The sequence below is a fragment of the Kaistia adipata DSM 17808 genome (assembly GCF_000423225.1).
In the GTDB taxonomy this organism is placed as follows: Bacteria; Pseudomonadota; Alphaproteobacteria; order Rhizobiales; family Kaistiaceae; genus Kaistia; species Kaistia adipata.
Genome location: NZ_KE383991.1, coordinates 831,860 through 852,191, shown reverse-complemented (window position 1 = coordinate 852,191; position 20,332 = coordinate 831,860). Strand labels below are relative to the sequence as shown.

17 protein-coding genes are annotated in these 20,332 nt (G+C 66.1%); 12 read left to right on the top strand and 5 right to left on the bottom strand.

What is annotated here, in order from left to right; all coding sequences use genetic code 11:
• Positions 1-13 precede the first annotated feature (13 nt).
• From G539_RS0116850 to G539_RS0116820, 7 genes are all read left to right on the top strand, one after another.
• Positions 14-1,282 (top strand): ABC transporter substrate-binding protein, encoded by a 1,269-nt coding sequence (locus G539_RS0116850; protein WP_029076236.1) that lies wholly within the window; start codon positions 14-16, stop codon positions 1,280-1,282.
• Between the two features lie 196 nt (positions 1,283-1,478).
• Positions 1,479-2,426 (top strand): carbohydrate ABC transporter permease, encoded by a 948-nt coding sequence (locus G539_RS0116845; protein ID WP_029076235.1) that lies wholly within the window; start codon positions 1,479-1,481, stop codon positions 2,424-2,426.
• Between the two features lie 8 nt (positions 2,427-2,434).
• Positions 2,435-3,274: a carbohydrate ABC transporter permease gene (locus G539_RS0116840; RefSeq protein ID WP_029076234.1), complete on the top strand. Its 840-nt coding sequence runs from the start codon at positions 2,435-2,437 to the stop codon at positions 3,272-3,274.
• Positions 3,275-3,324: 50 nt separating this feature from the next.
• Positions 3,325-4,377 (top strand): Gfo/Idh/MocA family protein, encoded by a 1,053-nt coding sequence (locus G539_RS0116835; protein WP_029076233.1) that lies wholly within the window; start codon positions 3,325-3,327, stop codon positions 4,375-4,377.
• Positions 4,378-4,486: 109 nt separating this feature from the next.
• On the top strand, positions 4,487-5,485 hold the full coding sequence (locus G539_RS0116830; protein WP_029076232.1) for an ABC transporter ATP-binding protein: 999 nt from the start codon (positions 4,487-4,489) through the stop codon (positions 5,483-5,485).
• 84 nt (positions 5,486-5,569) lie between these two features.
• The gene (locus G539_RS0116825; protein ID WP_029076231.1) at positions 5,570-6,793 is read left to right on the top strand and encodes an NAD(P)/FAD-dependent oxidoreductase; all 1,224 of its coding nucleotides are present in this window, start codon (positions 5,570-5,572) and stop codon (positions 6,791-6,793) included.
• Between the two features lie 106 nt (positions 6,794-6,899).
• Positions 6,900-8,015, top strand: a complete 1,116-nt coding sequence (locus tag G539_RS0116820) for a sulfite oxidase (RefSeq protein ID WP_029076230.1) — start codon at positions 6,900-6,902, stop codon at positions 8,013-8,015.
• A gap of 14 nt (positions 8,016-8,029) precedes the next feature.
• Here the strand turns inward: G539_RS0116820 and G539_RS0116815 are convergent, their stop codons facing one another.
• The 3 genes from G539_RS0116815 to G539_RS25210 are packed head-to-tail and all read right to left on the bottom strand — an operon-like array spanning position 8,030 to position 11,237.
• Entirely contained in the window at positions 8,030-9,100 is a 1,071-nt protein-coding gene (locus tag G539_RS0116815; RefSeq protein ID WP_084640050.1) for an HlyD family secretion protein, read from the bottom strand.
• Between the two features lie 29 nt (positions 9,101-9,129).
• On the bottom strand, positions 9,130-10,818 hold the full coding sequence (locus G539_RS0116810; protein ID WP_029076228.1) for an MFS transporter: 1,689 nt from the start codon (positions 10,816-10,818) through the stop codon (positions 9,130-9,132).
• Positions 10,815-11,237, bottom strand: a complete 423-nt coding sequence (locus G539_RS25210) for a MarR family winged helix-turn-helix transcriptional regulator (RefSeq protein ID WP_051231560.1) — start codon at positions 11,235-11,237, stop codon at positions 10,815-10,817. The genes G539_RS0116810 and G539_RS25210 overlap by 4 nt, the downstream gene beginning before the upstream one ends.
• Before the next feature lie 323 nt (positions 11,238-11,560).
• Here G539_RS25210 and G539_RS0116800 point away from each other — a divergent pair, with 323 nt between their 5' ends.
• The 3 genes from G539_RS0116800 to G539_RS0116790 all read left to right on the top strand — a co-directional run bounded on the left by G539_RS0116800 (position 11,561) and on the right by G539_RS0116790 (position 15,651).
• On the top strand, positions 11,561-13,006 hold the full coding sequence (locus G539_RS0116800) for a glycosyltransferase (protein ID WP_084640048.1): 1,446 nt from the start codon (positions 11,561-11,563) through the stop codon (positions 13,004-13,006).
• Between the two features lie 189 nt (positions 13,007-13,195).
• Positions 13,196-14,848 (top strand): energy-dependent translational throttle protein EttA, encoded by a 1,653-nt coding sequence (gene ettA / locus G539_RS0116795; protein ID WP_029076226.1) that lies wholly within the window; start codon positions 13,196-13,198, stop codon positions 14,846-14,848.
• 98 nt (positions 14,849-14,946) lie between these two features.
• Positions 14,947-15,651, top strand: a complete 705-nt coding sequence (locus tag G539_RS0116790) for an aspartate/glutamate racemase family protein (protein ID WP_035831495.1) — start codon at positions 14,947-14,949, stop codon at positions 15,649-15,651.
• Positions 15,652-15,658: 7 nt separating this feature from the next.
• On the opposite strand, the gene G539_RS0116785 is transcribed toward G539_RS0116790, so the two are convergent.
• Positions 15,659-16,357, bottom strand: coding sequence for a phosphotransferase (locus tag G539_RS0116785; protein ID WP_029076224.1), 699 nt, complete (start codon positions 16,355-16,357; stop codon positions 15,659-15,661).
• 621 nt (positions 16,358-16,978) lie between these two features.
• On the opposite strand from G539_RS0116785, the gene tam reads away from it, so the two are divergent.
• A complete protein-coding gene (gene tam, locus G539_RS0116780; RefSeq protein WP_029076223.1) occupies positions 16,979-17,749 on the top strand; it encodes a trans-aconitate 2-methyltransferase in 771 nt (256 codons plus the stop codon).
• Between the two features lie 36 nt (positions 17,750-17,785).
• Here the strand turns inward: tam and G539_RS0116775 are convergent, their stop codons facing one another.
• Positions 17,786-18,703, bottom strand: coding sequence for a hydrogen peroxide-inducible genes activator (locus tag G539_RS0116775; protein WP_029076222.1), 918 nt, complete (start codon positions 18,701-18,703; stop codon positions 17,786-17,788).
• 157 nt (positions 18,704-18,860) lie between these two features.
• Here G539_RS0116775 and G539_RS0116770 point away from each other — a divergent pair, with 157 nt between their 5' ends.
• The gene (locus G539_RS0116770; RefSeq protein ID WP_029076221.1) at positions 18,861-20,321 is read left to right on the top strand and encodes a catalase; all 1,461 of its coding nucleotides are present in this window, start codon (positions 18,861-18,863) and stop codon (positions 20,319-20,321) included.
• Positions 20,322-20,332: the final 11 nt, after the last annotated feature.

Below are 20,332 nucleotides of genomic sequence, written 5' to 3'. Positions count from 1 at the left end.
AGAGGAGCCTGACATGAACACCACCATGAAGCGGATGATGCTGGCGACGGCCGTCGCTGCACTCTCGTCTGGAATTGCCCCGGCATTCGCCGAGGACGTGACGCTCACCATCGAGAGCTGGCGCAACGACGACCTGTCGATCTGGCAGGAGAAGCTGATCCCGGCCTTCGAAGCGAAGAATCCCGGCATCAAGGTCGTGTTCTCGCCGCTGGCGCCGACCGAGTATAACGCCGCGATCAACGCCAAGCTCGACGCGGGCTCGGCCGGTGACCTCATCACCTGCCGTCCATTCGACCTCTCGCTCGCCATGTACCAGAAGGGCCAGCTGACCGCGGTCGACGGCCTCGCCGGCATGGAGAACTTCAGCCCGGTCGCCAAGTCGGCCTGGCAGACCGACGACGGCAAGACGACCTTCTGCGTGCCGATGGCCTCGGTGATCCACGGCTTCATCTACAACAAGGAAGCCTTCGAGAAGCTCGGCATCGCCGTCCCGACGACCGAGGACGAGTTCTTCGCGGCGCTCGAGAAGATCAAGGCCGACGGCACCTATGTTCCGCTCGCCATGGGCACGAAGGACCAGTGGGAAGCCTCGACCATGGGCTACCAGAACATCGGTCCAACCTACTGGAGGGGCGAAGAGGGCCGCCTGGCGCTGATCGCCGGCAAGCAGAAGCTGACCGATCCGGAGTGGGTCGAGCCGTTCGCGACGCTCGCCAAGTGGGGCCCTTATATGGGTGACGGCTTCGAGGCGCAGACCTACCCCGACAGCCAGAACCTGTTCACGCTCGGCCGCGCCGCCATCTACCCGGCCGGCTCGTGGGAAATCGCGCCGTTCCGCGCGCAGGCGACCTTCGAGATGGGCGCGTTCCCGCCGCCGGTCCGCAAGGCCGGTGATGAGTGCTTCATCTCCGACCACACGGATATCGGCCTCGGCGCCAACGCCAAGTCGAAGCATCCCGAGGAGACCAAGAAGTTCCTCGAATGGGTCGCCTCGCCGGAGTTCGCGGATCTCTACTCGAACGCGCTGCCGGGCTTCTTCAGCCTGTCTTCCGCGCCGATCACCCTGCAGGATCCGGTCGCCCAGGAGTTCCTGAGCTGGCGAGCCAAGTGCAAGTCGACGATCCGCTCGAACAACCAGATCCTGTCGCGCGGCACGCCGAACCTCGACACGGAAACCTGGATCTCCTCGGCCAACGTGATCAACGGCACTGAAACCCCGCAGCAGGCCGGCGAGCGCCTGCAGAAGGGCCTCGACAGCTGGTACAAGCCGGCCGCGCAGTAGCCGATGACGAAAAAGCCTCTCCCCTCGCGGGGAGAGGTCTTCGTTCCGCCCAGGAGACGGTCCTTCAGTCCGGAGGGCTCGGTTCCCGGGTGACGGCGGCATTCTCCGCCCGCGGCCATGGTCCCGGGCAAGCTAGGATCTCGCGTGGCGGCACGGATGATCGTGGCGCTCTTTCAACGACGAAGACAGGTTCCGGATGACCACGCTCGACACTGCTGAACGGGACGTCGTCGCGAAGCGGCCCATCCGCTGGCACATCGCCATCTTCCTGCTGCCGGCGGTTCTGGTCTACACGGCGGTGATGATCATCCCGCTGTTCGATACGCTGCGGCTGTCGCTGTTCCGCATCGTCGACGGCCAGTCGGTGTTCGTCGGGCTCGACAATTTCCGCACCGTGTTCGGCGACCCGCTCTGGGCGGCCAGCTTCTGGAACGCGCTGCGCAACAACCTCGTTTTCTTCCTGATCCACATGGTCGTGCAGAACCCGATCGGCATCGCGCTCGCGGCGCTGCTGTCGCTGCCGGTGCTGCGGTTCCGCAGCTTCTACCGGACGGCGATCTTCCTGCCGACCATCCTGTCCTTCGTCATCGTCGGCTTCGTCTGGAAGCTGATCCTGTCGCCGATCTGGGGCATCGCGCCCTTCCTGCTCGACATCGTCGGCATGAAGGCGTTCTTCGCGCCCTGGCTCGGCCGGCCCGGCAGCGCGCTGATCACGGTTTCGCTGGTCTCGGTCTGGCAGAACATCGGCATCCCGATGATGCTGATCTATGCCGCGCTGCTCTCCATTCCGGACGAGGTGCTCGAGGCGGCCGAATGCGACGGCGTCACCGGCTGGAGCCAGTTCTTCAAGATCAAGCTGCCGCTGATCCTGCCGACGATCGGCATCGTGTCGATCCTGACTTTCGTCGGCAATTTCAACGCCTTCGACCTGATCTACACCATGCAGGGCGCCATCGCCGGGCCCAACTACTCGACCGACATCCTGGGCACGCTGCTCTACCGCACCTTCTTCGGTTTCCAGCTGCAGCTCGGAGATCCCAATATGGGCGCGGCGATCGCGACGGCGATGTTCTTCATCATCCTCGCCGGCGTCTGCCTCTATCTCTTCGTCATCCAGCGGCGCATCCGCCGCTACCAGTTCTGAGGCAGGCCATGTCGAAAGCACGCTCGTCCGTCGCCCGCACCGGCCTCGTCCATCTGGCGCTCGGCGCCTATACGCTGCTGGCGCTGTTCCCGATCTTCCTGGTGCTGGTCAATTCGTTCAAGACACGCGCCGGCATCTTCTCGACGCCGCTCCAGCTTCCCAGCGCCAAGACGTTCAGCCTGATCGGCTACGAGACGGTGTTGAAGCAGGGCGATTTCCTCGTCTATTTCCAGAACAGCCTGATCGTCACCGTCGCGTCGATCTTCTTCGTGCTGCTGTTCGGCGCCATGGCGGCCTTCGCGCTCTCCGAATATCGCTTCCGCGGCAACACGATGATGGCGCTCTACCTGGCGCTCGGCATCATGATCCCGATCCGCCTCGGCACCGTGGCGATCCTGCAGGGCATGGTGGCGACCGGCCTCGTCAACACGCTGATGGCGCTGATCCTCGTCTATACGGCGCAGGGGCTGCCGCTCGCGGTCTTCATCCTGTCGGAGTTCATGCGGCAGGTCTCGGACGATCTGAAGAATGCCGGCCGCGTCGACGGGCTGTCGGAATACACGATCTTCTTCCGCCTGGTGCTGCCGCTCGTCCGGCCGGCGATGGCGACGGTCGCGGTCTTCACCATGATCCCGATCTGGAACGACCTCTGGTTCCCGCTGATCCTGGCGCCGGGCGAGGCGACCAAGACGGTGACGCTGGGCGCGCAGATGTTCATCGGCCAGTACGTCACCAACTGGAACGCCGTGCTCTCGACCCTGTCGCTGGCGATCATGCCGGTGCTCGTCCTCTACCTGATCTTCTCGCGCCAGCTGATCCGCGGCATCACCGCGGGCGCGGTGAAGTGATTTTCGCGCCGAAGCCCGGTCCGTCATCTACGATTGCAGGTTGCTGATCCATGACTAGTCCCCTCCGTGTCTTCGTCGCCGGCCTTGGCCAGATGGGGCGCAGCCATGCGCTCGCCTATCACGCCAATCCCGGCTTCGAGATCGTCGGCCTGTTCAACCGCTCCGAGGTCGACCTGCCGGACGAGCTGAAGGCCTATCCGCGCGTCGACAGCTTCGAGGCGGGGCTGGCGCTGAAGCCGGACGTCGTCTCGATCAACACCTACACCGACAGCCACGCGCCCTTCGCCATCGCGGCGATGGAGGCGGGCGCGCATGTCTTCGTCGAGAAGCCGCTCGCCGCCAATGCCGCGGACGCACGCTCGGTGGTCGAGGCGGCGAAGCGCACGAGTAGGAAGCTCGTCATCGGCTACATCCTGCGCCACCACCCGTCCTGGATCGAGTTCATCGCCAAGGCGCGCGAGCTGGGCCCGCCCTTCGTCATGCGGATGAACCTCAATCAGCAGTCGTCCGGCGCGAGCTGGAACATCCACAAGCAGTTGATGCAGACGACCTCGCCGCTGGTCGATTGCGGCGTCCACTATGTCGACGTCATGTGCCAGATCACCGACGCCAGGCCGGTCGAGGTGCGCGGCATGGGCGTGCGGCTTTCCGACGAGATCGCGCCGACCCAGGTCAATTACGGCCATCTGCAGGTGATTTTCGAGGACGGCTCGGTCGGCTGGTACGAGGCCGGCTGGGGACCGATGATCTCCGAGGCCGCCTTCTTCGTGAAGGACGTGATGAGCCCGAACGGCGCCGTCTCGATCGTCATGGACGAGGCCGCGAAGTCCGACGACGTCGACACCCACACCAAGACGGCGCGCATTCGCGTCCACCATGCCGCGCTCAAGGCCGATGGCAGCTTCGCCAAGGCCGACAGCTGGTTCTCGACCGAGGACGAGCCGGGCCACCAGGCGCTCTGCGATCGCGAGCAGGCCTATCTGCTGAAGGCGATCCGCGAGGATGTCGACCTCACGCGCCACATGCAGGACGCCATCACCTCCCTCGAGATCGCGCTCGCCGCCGAGACGAGCATGCGCGAGGGCAGGGTGGTGAAGCTTTGACCGCTCGTTCCGCCACCATCCTCCTGGGCCAACGCTCAGCCGTCATCCCGGGGTTCCGCTTCGCCTCGCCCGGGAAGACGCCTCCCCAAGATCACGAAGGATAAAGCCCGTGAGCGCACTGACCCTTCAGAACATCACCAAGCGCTTCGGCTCGACGGACGTGATCCGCGGGGTCGATCTCGACGTGGCCGAGGGCGAGTTCGTCGTCTTCGTCGGACCGTCCGGCTGCGGAAAGTCGACGCTGCTCAGGATCATTGCCGGGCTCGAGGACCAGACTTCCGGCCATGTGACGATCGCGGGGCGGAATGTCGACGTGACGCCGCCGGCGAAGCGCGGCATCGCCATGGTGTTCCAATCCTATGCGCTCTACCCGCATCTGACGGTGAAGGGGAACATGGGGCTGGCGCTGAAGCAGGAGGGCGTCGACAAGGGCGAGATCGAGCGGCGCATCGCGGCGGCGGCCAAGATGCTGCATCTGGAAGCGCTGCTGGAGCGGCGGCCGTCCGAGCTCTCCGGCGGCCAGCGCCAGCGCGTTGCCATCGGCCGCGCCATCGTGCGCCAGCCCAAGCTCTTCCTGTTCGACGAGCCGCTCTCCAACCTCGACGCGGCGCTGCGCGTCAACACGCGCATCGAGATCGCCAACCTGCACCGCGTGCTCGGCGCGACGATGATCTACGTCACGCACGACCAGGTCGAGGCGATGACGCTCGCCGACAAGATCGTGGTGCTGAGCGCCGGAAAGATCGAGCAGGTCGGGCGGCCGATCGACCTCTACAACAAGCCCGCCAATCTCTTCGTCGCCGGCTTCATCGGCTCGCCCAAGATGAACTTCCTCAAGGGCGCGTCCGCGGAGAAGCTGGGCGCGACGACAATCGGCATCCGGCCGGAGCATATCCGTGTCGTGCCGGCCGTCGGGGAGTGGCAGGGCAAGATCAGCCATCTGGAGCAGCTCGGCTCCGACACCTTCGTCTATGTCGCGATGGAGGGGGCCGAGCCGATCACCGTGCGCATCGTCGGGCAGGCGGATTTCGAGGTCGGCTCGACGGTGGGCCTCGAGGCCGACGTCCAGCACATCCATCGTTTCGACGCGGACGGCCGGGCGATCTGATCGTCCTGACTTGGGCTCGATCGGCCCTTGCATGAGGCCCGTCGCGGGTGCGAGTGTCGCGCCGCATTTGGACAGGCGGGCGACATGAGCAAGAACATCATCATTATCGGTGGCGGCCACGCCGGCGCGCAGGCAGCGGCGAGCCTGCGCTCGGACGGCTTCGACGGCAAGGTCACGCTCGTCTCGGCCGAACGCGAGATTCCCTATCACCGGCCGCCGCTGTCGAAGGGCTTCATCAAGGCCGAACTCGACGAGCTGCAGGAACTGCGCCCGGCCGCCTTCTACGAGAAGAACGCCGTCGAACTGGTGCTCGGCGCCGAGGTGACGGCCATCGATCGTGACGCGTCGCGGATCCGGATCGGCGGAGATTCGCTGCCCTATGACGGGCTGATCCTGGCGACTGGAGCCCGCGTCCGCGTGCCGCCCGTTCCGGGCGTCGATCTCGAAAACGTCTTCCTGCTGCGCACCGCCCAGGATGCGCGCCGGCTGAAGCAGCGCTTTGCGCTCGCCAGGGACGTCGTCGTCGTCGGTGGTGGCTTCATCGGCCTCGAACTCGCCGCGACTGCGCGGGTTCTCGGCAAGACCGTCACCGTGCTCGAAGCCGCGCCGCGGCTGATGGGCCGTGTCGTCGCACCGGCGATCTCGAGCCATTTCCTCGACCTGCACCGCGCCATGGGCACGACCGTGCGGCTGGAGACGCCGGTGCAGGGCATCCTCGGGGAGAACGGCCGCGCCGTCGCGGTCGAGACGCTCTCGGGCGAGCGGATCCCTGCCGACACGGTGATCATCGGGGTCGGCGTGGTTCCGAATGTCGAGCTCGCCGAGGCCGCCGGGCTCGCCATCTCGAACGGCATCGTCGTCGACGAGGCGATGCGGACGTCGGATCCCAACATCGTCGCGGCCGGCGACGCCGTGTCGTTCCACCATTGGGCGCTCGGCCGTCCCGTGCGGCTCGAAAGCGTGCAGAACGCCGTCGACCAGGCCAAGACCGGCGTCGCGACCCTGCTCGGCAAGGTCGAGCCCTATCGCGCCGTGCCGTGGTTCTGGTCGGACCAGGGCGACGCCAAGCTGCAGATGGTCGGCCTCTCCAACGACGCCGATTCGAGCGTGCTGCGCGGCCGGCCGGAGGATGGCTCCTTCTCCGTGTTCCACTATCGCGGCGATCAGCTGGTGGCGATCGACTCGGTCAACCGCGCCGCCGACCACATGCTCGGCCGCCGGCTGCTCGGCATGGGGATCTCGCCGGACAAGGCGGTGGTCGCGGATGAGGGCGCGGACCTGAAGAAGCTCCTCACCGCCGCCGGCTGAGACTGGCGTTTCCGAAGGCGCGGCGCCTGACGCCGCGCCGCTTCCATGCTAGGCTTTGTGCCTTGGGCCTTGTCCAGGCGCTTCGTTCCGACGCATGGGGTTCCGCATGTCCGAGATCGAGGTATCGAGAAGGACCGCCGCGCCGCCGGCCGGCAAACTGCCCCTGCGCGGGCCGACCGAAGGGCCGCTCACACCCGAGGAGTTGCAGCTCTCGGCCCGCAACCATTCGATGCCGCTCGAGGCGCTGCGCTACGACGTCACGCCGCTCGGCCTGCATTATCTGCTGATCCATTTCGATATTCCGATGATCGAGACCGTCGACTGGCGGCTTGCGATCGGCGGCGACGTCGCACGCCCGCGTGAGCTGACGCTGGAGGCGATCCGCGCTCGGCCGCGCGTGACCATGCCGGTTACGCTCGAATGCGCCGGCAACGGTCGCTCGCGGCTCTTTCCTCGGCCTGTCAGCCAACCCTGGGTGACGGAAGCGGTCGGCACCGGGCTCTGGACCGGGACGCCGCTGGTCGGGCTGCTCGACGAGGCGGGGCTCGATCCGGATGCCGTCGAGATCGTCTTCACCGGGGCGGACCACGGTCTGGAGAAGGGGCTGGAGCTAGATTATGCGCGCAGCCTGTCGATCGCCGACGCGCGCCGGGAGGAGGTGCTGCTCGCCTATGAGATGAACGGCCAGCCGCTATTGCCGCAGCATGGCCATCCGCTGCGCCTGCTGGTGCCGGGCTGGTACGGCATGGCGAGCGTCAAATGGCTGACGCGGATCGAGGCCGTGACGAAACCCTTCGACGGCTACTACCAGCTTGGCAATTATCACTACCGCTCCGGGCCGGATGATCCGGGCCAACCGGTCCGCCGCATCCGTCCGCGCGCCCTGATGGTGCCGCCGGGCTTCCCCGATTTCCTGACGCGGAAGCGGAGTGTCCCTGCCGGACCCTGCCGGATCGAGGGACGGGCCTGGTCCGGCGAGGCGCCGATCGAGCGCGTTGTGCTCGGCGTGGATGGCGACTGGATCGAGGCCGATCTCGATTCGCCGCAGGGGCCTTATGCCTGGCGGCGCTGGTCCTGCGGCTGGGAGGCGAAGCCGGGCGAGCACATCCTCTCCTGTCGCGCGACCGACGCCAGCGGCCAGGCCCAGCCGCTCGAGCAGAACTGGAACTGGATCGGCGTCGGCAACAACATGGTGCAGGTGGTCCCGGTCACCGTGTGCTGAGGACGATCGCGCCCCTAGAGCGCCGCGACGGCCGGCGCCGGCCTGTCGGCCGTATCGATCCGCACGACCACCGACATGCCGGGCCGCAGTTCCGTCGCCTCGGGCTGGCCGGGATCGATCTCGATCCGGAGCGGGATGCGCTGCGCGATCTTGGTGAAGTTGCCGGTCGCATTGTCGGGCTTCAGCACGCTGAACTCCGAACCCGCGGCCGGCGAAATGCGGCTGACCCGGCCGGTCAGTTCGACGTCGCCGAGGCCGTCGACCCGGAAGGTGACAGGCAGGCCGGCCCTGACGTGGGTAAGCTGCGTCTCCTTGAAGTTGGCGATGACCCAGACGGTCGCGGGCGTGATCGAGGTCAGTTGCGTGCCGGCCGCCGCATACTGACCGACATGGGCCGCCACCTCGCCGAGCCGGCCGTCGACCGGCGCGACGATGCGGGTGTTGTCGAGATTGATCTCGGCGAGCTTGACCGAGGCCTCGGCGCTGGCGACCGCAGCCTCGAGCGCGGGCTTGCCGGCGTCGACCAGGGCAAGGTTCTGTTCGGCGATCGTCACATTCGCCTCGCCCTGCGCGACGGTCGACCGCGCCTGTTCGAGCGCGATGCGGGTCTGGTCGCCCGAGGACTGGGTCGAGAAGCCACGATCGACCAGGGTGCCCGTGCGCTTGTCGTCGAGCTCGGCCTTTTCGAGGCCCGCCTCGGCGCTCGACAGCTGCGCCTTGGCGAGATCGAGGCTCGCCTGCTTGGCGAGACGGTTCTCGGCGAAGTTCGACAGCGTCGATTGCTGCTGCTGCAGCGTCGCCTGCGCCTGAGCCAATTGCTGGCGATAGATGCGATCGTCGATCTGGACGAGCAGGTCGCCCTTCTTGACGGTCATGTAGTCCTGCACCGGGACGGCAACGACATAGCCGGGAATCTGCGGGCTGAGCAGCGTGACCTGGCCTTTCACATAGGCGTTGTTGGTCGTTTCGACCGAGGTGCGGAACGGCGGCAGCTGCCACGCGTAGAGGACGACGAAGATACCGGCAATGCCGACCGCGAGCGCGGTGAGCGTGATGCCGGATTTGAGGTGCTGTCTGATCTGCATGATGGCGCGTCTCGGATCAAAGGTACTGTTCAGGCCGCGGCGGCGATCGCCGGTCGGGCGGCGCGCGCGCGGACATAGAGGGTGTGCAGCCCGAGCAGGACGAGGGCGGCGAGGGCGGTGTAGAAAATGACCAGGAACGTGTCCTGGTAGGCGAGAACATTGGCTTCCTGCGTGGCGAGCCTGCCGAGCGTGACGACACCCTCGGCGTTCTGCAGCGCTCCGTCCGGCAGGACCTTGGCGTAGGCGGCGCCGTAGGCCTTGACGCGCTGCGCGACGAGCGGGTCGAGCAGCGACAGGTGTTCCGTCAGCAAACTGGAATGGAACTTCTCCCGGATGGTCTGGAAGGTTCCCAGGATCGCCGATGCCAGAACGCCGCCCATGCTCTGCGTCCCGAGGAAGACGACGAGGAAGCTCAAGATGAAGGACGGTCCGCCCTTGATCGCCTTCAGGAAGCCGGAGGCGAGCGCGGGCGGCAGGAACATGGCGCCGGCAAAGGCGATCATGGCCTGGCTGACAAAGAACTGCTCGGGCCGCGTCAGATTGGTGACGCGCGAATCCATCCAGGCGCCGGCCGCGATCAGGACCAGCGCGGCGAGATGCAGCTTGGCGCCGTTTTCCATCGTCATCACCGACGCGGTGAAGATGTAGCCGAGCAGGGTGGCGACCAGGATGACCGTGAAGAGCGGGATCATTTGGTCGTTCTGCAGGCCGAGCACATTGAAGAGGCCGACGCTGAGGGTCTGCTCGGAAAGCAGGAAGCGGAACAGGAGCAGCGAACCGGTGATGGTGAGCATGTCATAGGACAGGAACCAGCGCAGGTTGATGATCGGATGGCTGCGATGCAGCTCGATGACCACGAGCAGCGTGATCGCCGCGATGCCGACGACGGTGAGCCAGCCGATCCAGTCGGTATCGAGCCACCAGTAGAGCCGCCCGACGGAAAGAACGATGGCGATCGACCCGAAGCCGACCGCGATCAGCGGGAAGCTGATGAAGTCCTCGAGGTCGAAGATCTTGACGCGCGGCGGATGGGTGATCGGCAGGACGAAGATGACGGCGAGGCTCAGCATCGCCAGCCCGGCTTCCAGCCAGTAGAGGCCGTGCCAGTCGCCGATCTGCAGCAGGTCGGGCGAGATCACTCGGGCGAGGGGGGAGGCCAGCTGGGCGCCGAGCACGCCGAAGGCGATGCCGATCGTCAGCCTTCGGGCCGGCGGCAGCCATTCGAGCATGTAGTAGAAGGCGAGCGTCGACAGCGGGGCGGCAGCGATGCCCATCACGGCGCGGACGGCGATGGCCGAGCGCAGATCGTTGCTGAAGAGATGGGCCAGCGTGACCAGCGCATAGATGACGAGGCCGATTTCGGCGAAGCGGCGCAGGCCGAACTGGGTGCGCACCTTGTAGAGGAAGAGCGTGCCGGTGATGTTGGTCGCCATATAGGCGGCGGTCAGCCAGTTGATCTCGATCTGGGTCGCGTGCAGCGCGCCCTGCAGGCCGGTCAGGTTGGCGGAGACCAGATTGAGGCCGAGGCCCTGGGTCAGGCCGAGCAGCAACGAAGATCCTGCATAGATCGCGGCGCGCAATGGTGGCATGGGCACGAAGGCCGGGGGCGTCGGCACGGCAGGGGCGGGCGGGGCGGCGACGACCGGGGCCGGGGCGGTCGCCGCCGCATCCGGTGCTGGCGCGTCGGGCTCCTTGGTAAGGGCGAGAGCCGTGCTCATGATGTCGACGCTTGTTCCGCGCGTTCGGCCGCCAGGCGGCACAGATTGTCCGAAAGCGTCTGCAGCACGCGCTCGGTGACGGCCAGGTCGTCCGGGTTGACGCCTTGAAGCAGCGTGTTGCTGATCGTGTCCGTGAGGCGCAGCACGCGCCGGCCGATGACGCGTCCCTCCTCGGTCAGCACCACCGCCTTGGCCCGCCGGTCGCCGGGCAGGGGCTGGCGCTCGACATGGTTCGACTGTTCGAGGCCGTCGAGCAGGCGGACGACCGTCGGGTGTTCTACCTCGAGCACGTCGGAGAGCTCTGCCTGGGTGACGGTGTGCTCGGCGCGGATCAGATGCAGCATCAGCCGGCCGCGCGCCAGCGTCAGGTCGACCTGCTTCAGTTCGGCGTCGAAATGGGTGCGGACGGCACGGCTCACCTGAGACAGGCGTCCCAGAAACGTCTTTGGGCGATTGTCGTGGGTTACCATATCGGTCGCTCCGTACAATGTATGCAGATACATATATGCATTGGATGCGAACTGTCCAGCGCTCATTCCGCAGGGGGCGCCGCGATTTGTCGTTGTCGGACGCTATCCGATTTTTGGATTCTAGGTTGTGTATTTCGCGATCCTACAGGCATGCAAGGCGTGAGTCGTATTCCAATTGGATCCAGTCTACGCCAGCCTAATTTTTGCCCACTTGGTCGGTCATGCTGAATTCTACTTTGAAACTCGTACCATCCCCCAGGTGTGCGTGCTGAATGACCGCAATCTACGTTGACGTTACGCAGCCACTACAGTGGGGTCCGCTGCCGCCCGTTGGTATTCCAAGGGTGGAGAACGCAATAGTTCGGCAGGCGATGCGTCAGGACCAGGTTCCGGTTACGCTATTCCTGGTTGAACGCAGCGGCCGGGGGCGACTGCTGAGCTCCAGCGAGCGTCGTTACTTGAGCGACATGCTCGAGAACCGTCTGCCGATCATTGAGGGGGATGGCGAGGCGAGCTATTGGCGGAGACTCGCTCGGGTGTTGAACGTCATCCGGTCTGGAGGGCATATGTCGGGTCGCGAGTTCGATCGCGCCGTGGCGGCCTATGTCGCAAGATCCGAGCGGAACGGTACGCGCTTCGAGTTGACCAAGGCTCTCGTTCGCGCGGCGAGGTTGACCTCGTGGGGAGCGCGCGGCCGCGCCCCAGTATCGGCGGACCCGCTCAGCGATCCCGACGTCTATTGTTTCCTGTCGAAACTCAGCATGCATCGGATCGCGGCGAATCGATCCGATGCCATTGCCGCCTCGGTTACGGCGATCCTGCACGACATCATTCCCGTCGATCAGCCCGACTATTTCGAGGCCAGTCATGTCGACAAGTTCAGGCGCGATCTCGATTGGATGTTCTTGAACTGCCGCAAAGTCGTTGGCGTCTCGGAGTGGACGGCGTGTCGTGCGCGGGCCTATATCGACGCTGCGGAGATCGACAACCAGGCGACGATCTGTGTCAATCCGCTCGGTTCCTTCCTGCGCGAGGGCATCGCGGAGCAGGGCGACGAGCCGCTCGACGGTCTCGTTGACAAGCCGTTCGCGGTCTATTGCTCGACCATCGAGGCCCGCAAGAACCACATTATGCTGCTGCGGGTCTGGCAAAAACTGATGCCGATCCTCGGCGGCCGGTTGCCCATGCTGGTCCTGTGCGGCCGCTGGGGCTGGAAGGTTGGCGAGGTCCGGCAGTTCCTCGCGGCGCATCCCGAGATCGGCCAGAAGGTGGTGTTCCTGACCGGGATCAGCGATGCGCAGCTTGCCTGGCTCTATGGCAATGCGCGCTTCGGGGTGTTTCCGTCGCATGTCGAGGGCTGGGGGCTCGGCGCCGCCGAATGCCTTGATTTCGGCCTGCCGGTGCTGATCTCGGACGCCGAGGCGCTGGCCGAGGCGACGCAGCGCCTGATGCCGGTGACCCCGGCCGACGATTTCGACGGCTGGTGTGCCGCCGTCGAGCGCGCGTCGACCGACGACGCGTGGCTTGCCCTCCTGCGCGCGACGATCGCCGCCCGCTATCGCCCGACGTCCGAAATGGCCTTCGCCACCCGACTGCTGAGCCTGATGCAGGCGTCATCCGGCGCGCCCGTCGCGAATGGTGCCCAATCGACGCCGACCGGCCAGCGCGGCGGCGCAGCTGCGTCCGGCGGTGCCGAAATCCACCTGCGGGCGGGCTGAGTCCCGGTCGGGCAGTTCCGGTCAAGCTGGCCGGCGCATCGCGGCGCCGGCTTTCGGGGCGGGGAACCCGCCGTCTCCGCCCGGCGCCGTCGCGCCGCGTTGCCCCTGGCCGATGCTTCGACTAGAAGAGCGGCAACCCAATTCCCATCATCCAGCCCTTTCGACGAAGAGGGCTTTCGGAGCGAATTCATGGCGCGGCAATTCATCTACTTCATGCAGGGTCTGACCAAGACCTATGTCGGCGGCAAGAAGGTGCTGGAGAACGTCCATCTCTCCTTCTACCCCGACGCCAAGATCGGCGTTCTCGGCCCGAACGGTTCGGGTAAGTCGACGTTGCTCAAGATCATGGCCGGCCTCGACAAGGACTTCACCGGCGAGGCCTGGGTCGCGCAGGGCGCGACCGTCGGCTACCTGCCGCAGGAGCCGCAGCTCGATCCCGACAAGAACGTGTTCGAGAACGTGATGGAGGGCGTCGCCAAGAAGAAGGCGATCCTCGACCGCTACAACGAACTGATGATGAACTACTCCGACGAGACGGCGGAGGAGGGCGCCAAGCTCCAGGACATCATCGACAGCCAGAACCTCTGGGACCTGGAGAGCCAGGTCGAGATGGCGATGGACGCGCTGCGCTGCCCGCCGAGCGACGCCTCGGTGGTCAACCTCTCCGGCGGTGAGAAGCGCCGCATCGCGCTCTGCCGCCTGCTGCTCGAGCAGCCCGACCTGCTGCTCCTCGACGAGCCGACCAACCATCTCGACGCCGAATCGATCAACTGGCTCGAAGGCCATCTGCGCGACTATCCGGGCGCCATCCTGATCGTCACCCACGATCGCTACTTCCTCGACAACGTGACGGGCTGGATCCTTGAGCTCGATCGCGGCCGCTCCATCCCGTACGAAGGCAACTACTCCGCCTATCTGGAGAAGAAGGCCAAGCGCATGGAGCAGGAGGGTCGCGAGGAGATGACCCACATGAAGGCGATCGAGCGCGAGCGCCAGTGGATGGCCCAGTCGCCGAAGGCCCGTCAGTCCAAGTCGAAGGCCCGTATCAAGGCCTATGACGAACTGGTCGAGCGCGCCGAGGGCAAGACGCTGCAGACGGCGCAGATCGTCATCCCGGTCGGCGAGCGTCTTGGCGACAAGGTCATCGAGGTCGAGGGTCTGTCGAAGAGCTATGGCGACCGCCTGCTGATCGACAATCTCTCGTTCAAGCTGCCGCCGGGCGGCATCGTCGGCGTCATCGGCCCGAACGGCGCCGGCAAGTCGACGCTGTTCAAGATGATCACCGGCGAGGAGAAGCCGGATTCGGGCACGGTCACGCTCGGCGAGACGGTGAAGCTCGGCTACGTCAACCAGGGCCGCGACGATCTCGGCTCGAACAAGACCGTCTGGGAGGAAATCTCCGGCGGCGCCGAGGTGTTCTATCTCGGCAAGAAGGAGGTCAACACGCGGGCCTATGTCGGCGCCTTCAACTTCAAGGGCGGCGACCAGCAGCAGAAGGTCGGCTCGCTCTCGGGCGGCCAGCGCAACCGCGTGCACCTCGCCAAGCTGCTGAAGGATGCCAACAACGTCATCCTTCTCGACGAGCCGACCAACGACCTCGACACCGAGACGCTGGCGGCGCTCGAAGAGGCGCTGGAGGATTTCGCCGGCTGCGCCGTGATCATCAGCCACGACCGCATGTTCCTCGATCGTCTCGCGACGCACATCCTCGCCTTCGAGGGTGACAGCCATGTCGAGTGGTTCGAGGGCAACTTCGCCGACTACGAGGAAGACAAGAAGCGTCGCCTCGGCCCGGACGCGGTGATGCCGCACCGGATCAAGTACAAGAAGCTGATGCGCTAAGCGTCTCGCCTTCAGGCTTGCGCGGGCGGACCAGCTTTCCCTTGATGGGAGGCGGGTCCGCCCGTTTCGTTTGGGGCTGGAGAATGCGGAGGGGCTGCATGACGCAGAAGGTGATCGGGCTGATCGGCGGGCTGAGCTGGGAAAGCTCGGCCGAATATTATCGGATCCTCAACGAGGCGGTCCGCGCCCGGCTCGGCGGGCTCGCCTCGGCGCGCGTGCTGATGTGGTCGTTCGACTTCGCCGAGATCGAGGCGCTGCAGGCGAGCGGCCGCTGGGACGAGGCGACGGAGCTCATGATCGACGCGGCGCGACGGCTCGAGCGCGGCGGCGCCGATTTCATCCTCATCGGCTCGAACACCATGCACCGGATGGCCGAAGACGTGCAGGCGGCGACCGGCATCCAGCTCGTCCACATCGCCGACCCGACGGCGGAGCGGATCAAGGCGGCGGGCGTCACCCGCGTCGGCCTGCTCGGCACCGCCTTCACCATGGAACAGGATTTCTACAAGGGCCGGCTCGCGCGCGAGCACGGCCTCGAGGTCCTCGTGCCGGACGACGCCGACCGCGCCGACGTGCACCGGATCATCTATGACGAGCTGGTGCAGGGCCGTGTCGAGCCGTCGTCGCGCGAGATCTATCGGGGCGTGATGGCGCGGCTCGTCGAGCGCGGCGCCGAGGCGATCATCCTGGGCTGCACCGAGATCATGCTGCTGGTCCGCCCCGAGGACAGCGCGGTGCCGCTCTACGACACGACGACGATCCATGCCGAGGCGGCGGTCGAGCGGGCGCTCCGCGCCGATTGAGCGTCCTTCACGCCGGCAGGATGATCGAGCGGTCGACCTCGTCGCGCTCGGCCGAGGCGAGGGCCGCGTGGATGGCGTGGCGATCGTCGAATCGGTGGATGCCGAGCCGGTGCTGGCGGCCGATTCCCTGCGGCCAGTGAGTCGGAATCGCGTCGCCCCTGGCCGTCGCCCAGCCGAAATCGACCAGCGTGATCCTGCCGTCGCGCACCATCAGATTGTCGCACTTGATGTCGTTGTGGCAGCAGCCGACGACCGCCAGCGCGGCGAGGATGGCTTCCGCCTGGTCGCGCCAGTCGGCCGGCAGATTGTAGTGCCGCGTCGGCTCGCCGACATAGTTCATGCGCAGCAGGCCCGGCGTGTGGCCGAGCAGGCGCGGCACGAGCCTCGAGCTCTCCATCGCCCCGAGCCAGCGGATTTCGCGCGCCTCGATGCCATGCTCGCTGAAGCGGCCGAGCTTCTTGTGAACCTCGAAATGGTTGAGGTCGATCCGCACGGTCGAGCTGGATTGCTGGTCGAAATGGATCTCGTAGAGGACGGACGTGTCCGGATCCTGATAATAGGCGATCTTGGCGGCAGGATAGGCCGAGCAGCTTGCGAAGGGCGATCCGTCGAGCCCGTCATGCTGGAACAGCGTCGTCCGACCCGGCTCGACGGCGTCGAGATAGTCGACCAGGACCGGCGGCAGGGGCTGGATTCGTGCGCTCATCGCTACGGTCGTAGCAAGTCTGGCGGGAAAGTCGATCAAATGAATCGCGCCGGCCATGCCAGGCGCATTCAACGGTCACGCCAGACAACAACGGACGGTCCAGCCCGCGCTCTGCGGCGCAGCGAGCTGGAACCGTCCGCCGCCCCACCGGCCCCGCCGGTTTGGCGATTGACCCGATCCGCGATGACCGGGCGAATATTCGGCGAGCGGCCCTGCCTGGGTCTTGGGGGGCAGGGGCAGGACCACTCGCCCTTCCTCAACCCCGAAGGGACGAGGGTCTCGGGATGCGGTTGGCGACGCGTCCGCGTGGCGGCGCGCGATGGATTGCCTCGCGCGGGCCGTGCCGGAAGTTCGATGGAGGCTCGCTGGTCATGGCCATCTCCTCCCTTGGCTGGCCCTTGCTCTTGGCTGCCGGTCGATTGGGCTGCCTGACTTGGGTTGACGATGCCATGCGGGGCGGCAAGTGTCTGTGAAGGGGATCACACGGTCAGGGTGCCCAGCGCGTTCGTCGCGGTCATCGAAATGTCGGCGGTCGGGTCTATGCTGGGAGGCAGGCGAACCTATCTCCTCAGCGGCGGTGGGAAGAGGGATCGCAAGCAGAATGAGGGGCAGATGGATCAGCTGGCGTGGTCGGCGAGCCAATATGTGAAGTTCGAGGACGAGCGCACGCGGCCGGCCCGCGATCTGCTGGCGCAGGTGCCGCTGGCGGAGGCCCGCAGCATCATCGATCTCGGTTGCGGGCCCGGCAATTCGACCGAGCTGCTGGCGGAGCGCTATCCGAAGGCCGAGATCCTCGGTATCGATACGGCGCCGGACATGCTGGTCGCCGCTCGCAAGCGCCTGCCGAACCTGACCTTCATCGAGGCCGACGTCGCCAGCTGGGCGCCGGCGGAGCCCGTCGATCTTTTGTTCGCCAACGCGCTCTTCCAGTGGATCCCGGATCATCTCGCCGTGCTCGCGCGGCTGATGGACTGCCTGCGGCCGGGCGGCGTGCTGGCCGTGCAGATGCCCGACAATCTGGGCGAGCCGACGCATATGCTGATGGAAGAGGTGGCCCATGCCGGCCCCTGGGCGTCCGCCTTCGCCAACCGCAACACCCGGCGGCAGCTCTTGCCGGAGCCGACGACCTATTTCGAGACGCTCGGCCCGAAATCGGCCCGCCTGGACGTCTGGCACACGATCTACAATCACCCCTTGGCCGATGCGGCGGCGATCGTCGAATGGGTGAAGGGGACCGGGCTCCGGCGCTATCTCGAAGTGATCGATCCGGAGCTTCGCGAAGCCTTCCTCGAGGCCTATCTCGAGCGGATCACCGCGCTCTATCCGCCGCTCGCCGATGGGCGCGTGCTGCTCCGCTTCCCGCGGCTCTTCCTCGTCGCGGTCAAGGCCTGACGCGACGCAGGATGTCCCGGACGGGTTCCGTCTTGATCAGGCCGGCTGCGGTTGCGCGACCGGCGTCTCAGTTGACGCCGTCAGCAGCAGGTGGCCGAGCGCCTCGAAATCGGCGCGGCGTGGCGACGAGCGGCGCCAGACCAGACCGATCTCGCGCTCCGGCTCCGGCGCGCTGAAGCGCGACAGCGCGATGCGCTCGTCGCGCGCCTCGATCGACACGCACATTTCCGGCAGCAGCGTCACGCCATAGCCGTTCGCCACCATCTGCATGATGGTGGAGAGGCTGGCCGCGCCGAAGCCGCTCATCTTCTCCGAGCGCGGGATCCGGCAATAGGTCAGCGCCTGGTCGCGCAGGCAGTGGCCTTCCTCCAGCAGCAGCAGTCGGTCCGGCGGGATCATCTCGGGGCTGGCGAAGGCGGGAGCCTCGGCACCGGCGCCGGCCTTGGTCGCCAGCAGGAAGCGGTCGACGAACAGCGGCATGCTGTCGAAATTCGGGTCGCGCATCGGCAGCGCCATCAGCACGACATCGAGCTTGCCCTGGGCGAGTTCGTCGACGAGCGCGTTGGTCTGCGTCTCGCGCAGGTTGAGCTCGAGGCGGGGATAGGTGCTCTGCACCAGCGGCAGGGCCTTCGGCAGCAGGTAGGGCGCGATCGAGGGAATCACGCCGAGGCGCAACGGGCCGGTCAGCGTGTCGCCGCCATGCAGCGCATAGTCGGTCAGGTCGCGCACCTCGCCCAGAATGCGCACGGCGCGGCGGGCGATCTCCTCGCCCTTCGGCGTCACCGTGATTTTGCGTGTGCCGCGCTCCAGCAGCGCGACGCCGAGCGTCGCCTCGAGATCCTGGATCTGCTGCGAGAGCGCCGGCTGCGTCACGGCGCATTCGTCGGCGGCGCGACCAAAATGCAGGTGCCGCGTCACGGCCTCGAAATAGCGGAGCTGGCGGAGCGTGATCACGGCGTTTGCCGTTTGGAACGGGTCTGGATCATGGTCGATAAGTTATTCTTATCGAACGTCGTAATCAATATGATTGGAACTGATCTAAACGCGTGGCATCTTAGCGCCATGTCGAAGGGCGGCTCGCATGTCGCCACGCAACAACATGGAGGGCGCCATGACAGACAAACTCACGACGACGGCCGGCGCGCCGGTCGCCGACAACCAGAACTCCCAGACCGCCGGCGAGCGCGGCCCCGTCCTGCTGCAGGACTGGCAGCTTGTCGAGAAGCTCGCCCATCAGAATCGCGAGCGCATTCCGGAGCGCGTCGTCCACGCCAAGGGCTGGGGCGCCTACGGCACGCTGACGGTTACCGGCGACATCTCGAAATACACCAAGGCCAAGGCGCTGCAGCCCGGCGCCAAGACGCCGATGATCGCCCGCTTCTCGACGGTCGCCGGCGAACTCGGCGCGGCCGATGCCGAGCGCGACGTGCGCGGCTTCGCGCTGAAGTTCTACACGGAAGACGGCAACTGGGATCTCGTCGGCAACAACACGCCGGTGTTCTTCGTCCGCGATCCGCTGAAGTTCCCGGACTTCATCCATACGCAGAAGCGCCATCCGAAGACCAATCTTCGCTCGCCGACGGCGATGTGGGATTTCTGGTCGCTGTCGCCGGAAAGCCTGCACCAGGTCACGATCCTGTTCTCCGACCGCGGCCTGCCGACGTCGGTGCGCAAGATGAACGGCTACGGCTCGCACACCTACTCGTTCATCAACGCCGCGAACGAGCGTTTCTGGGTCAAGTTCCACTTCAAGACTCTGCAGGGCCACGAGCACTGGACCAACGCGGAAGCCGCCGACGTCGTCGGCAAGACGCGTGAGTCGACGCAGGAAGACCTGTTCGGCGCCATTGAGCGCAACGAGTTCCCGAAGTGGAAGGTGCAGGTCCAGGTCATGCCGGAGACGGACGCCGACAAGACGTCGTACAACCCGTTCGACCTGACCAAGGTGTGGCCGCATGCCGAGTATCCGCCGATCGACGTCGGCATCCTCGAACTGAACCGCAATCCGGAGAACTATTTCGCCGAGATCGAGCAGGTCGCCTTCTCGCCGTCGAACATCGTCCCCGGCATCGGCTTTTCGCCGGACAAGATGCTGCAGGCGCGCATCTTCTCCTATGCCGACGCGCATCGTTACCGTCTCGGCACGCATTACGAGGCGCTGCCGGTCAACGCGCCGAAGGTGCCGGTGCACAACTATCACAAGGACGGAGCCATGCGCTTCTTCCCGCCGGCGACCAACAACGACGCCTATTACGAGCCGAACTCCTTCAACGGCCCGAAGCAGGATCCGTCGGTCAAGGAGCCGCCGCTGAAGATCAAGGGCGACGCCGACCGCTACGATCATCGCCTCGGCAATGACGACTACACCCAGGCCGGCAATCTGTTCCGCCTGTTCAACGCCGAGCAGAAGGATCGCCTGTTCAGCAACCTCGCCGCCGCCATGCAGGGCGTGCCGGTCGAGATCATCAACCGCCAGCTGGTGCACTTCTACCGCGCCGATCCGCAATACGGCATCGGCGTCGCCACCAAGCTCGGCCTGCCGACCGAGGGCCTCGCCGCCGCGGCGGAGTAAGGCCTGGAGAC

What these genes read in the sequence shown, in the direction of transcription:
- G539_RS0116850 (WP_029076236.1), top strand. Translation starts at nt 14, where the DNA reads ATGAACACCACCATGAAGCGGATGATGCTGGCGACGGCCGTCGCTGCA.
- ettA (WP_029076226.1), top strand. Translation starts at nt 13,196, where the DNA reads ATGGCGCGGCAATTCATCTACTTCATGCAGGGTCTGACCAAGACCTAT.
- G539_RS0116810 (WP_029076228.1), bottom strand. Translation starts at nt 10,818, where the DNA reads ATGAGCACGGCTCTCGCCCTTACCAAGGAGCCCGACGCGCCAGCACCG.
- G539_RS0116800 (WP_084640048.1), top strand. Translation starts at nt 11,561, where the DNA reads ATGACCGCAATCTACGTTGACGTTACGCAGCCACTACAGTGGGGTCCG.
- G539_RS0116815 (WP_084640050.1), bottom strand. Translation starts at nt 9,100, where the DNA reads ATGCAGATCAGACAGCACCTCAAATCCGGCATCACGCTCACCGCGCTC.
- G539_RS0116835 (WP_029076233.1), top strand. Translation starts at nt 3,325, where the DNA reads ATGACTAGTCCCCTCCGTGTCTTCGTCGCCGGCCTTGGCCAGATGGGG.
- G539_RS0116825 (WP_029076231.1), top strand. Translation starts at nt 5,570, where the DNA reads ATGAGCAAGAACATCATCATTATCGGTGGCGGCCACGCCGGCGCGCAG.
- G539_RS0116840 (WP_029076234.1), top strand. Translation starts at nt 2,435, where the DNA reads ATGTCGAAAGCACGCTCGTCCGTCGCCCGCACCGGCCTCGTCCATCTG.
- G539_RS0116790 (WP_035831495.1), top strand. Translation starts at nt 14,947, where the DNA reads ATGACGCAGAAGGTGATCGGGCTGATCGGCGGGCTGAGCTGGGAAAGC.
- G539_RS0116770 (WP_029076221.1), top strand. Translation starts at nt 18,861, where the DNA reads ATGACAGACAAACTCACGACGACGGCCGGCGCGCCGGTCGCCGACAAC.
- G539_RS0116785 (WP_029076224.1), bottom strand. Translation starts at nt 16,357, where the DNA reads ATGAGCGCACGAATCCAGCCCCTGCCGCCGGTCCTGGTCGACTATCTC.
- G539_RS0116845 (WP_029076235.1), top strand. Translation starts at nt 1,479, where the DNA reads ATGACCACGCTCGACACTGCTGAACGGGACGTCGTCGCGAAGCGGCCC.
- G539_RS0116820 (WP_029076230.1), top strand. Translation starts at nt 6,900, where the DNA reads ATGTCCGAGATCGAGGTATCGAGAAGGACCGCCGCGCCGCCGGCCGGC.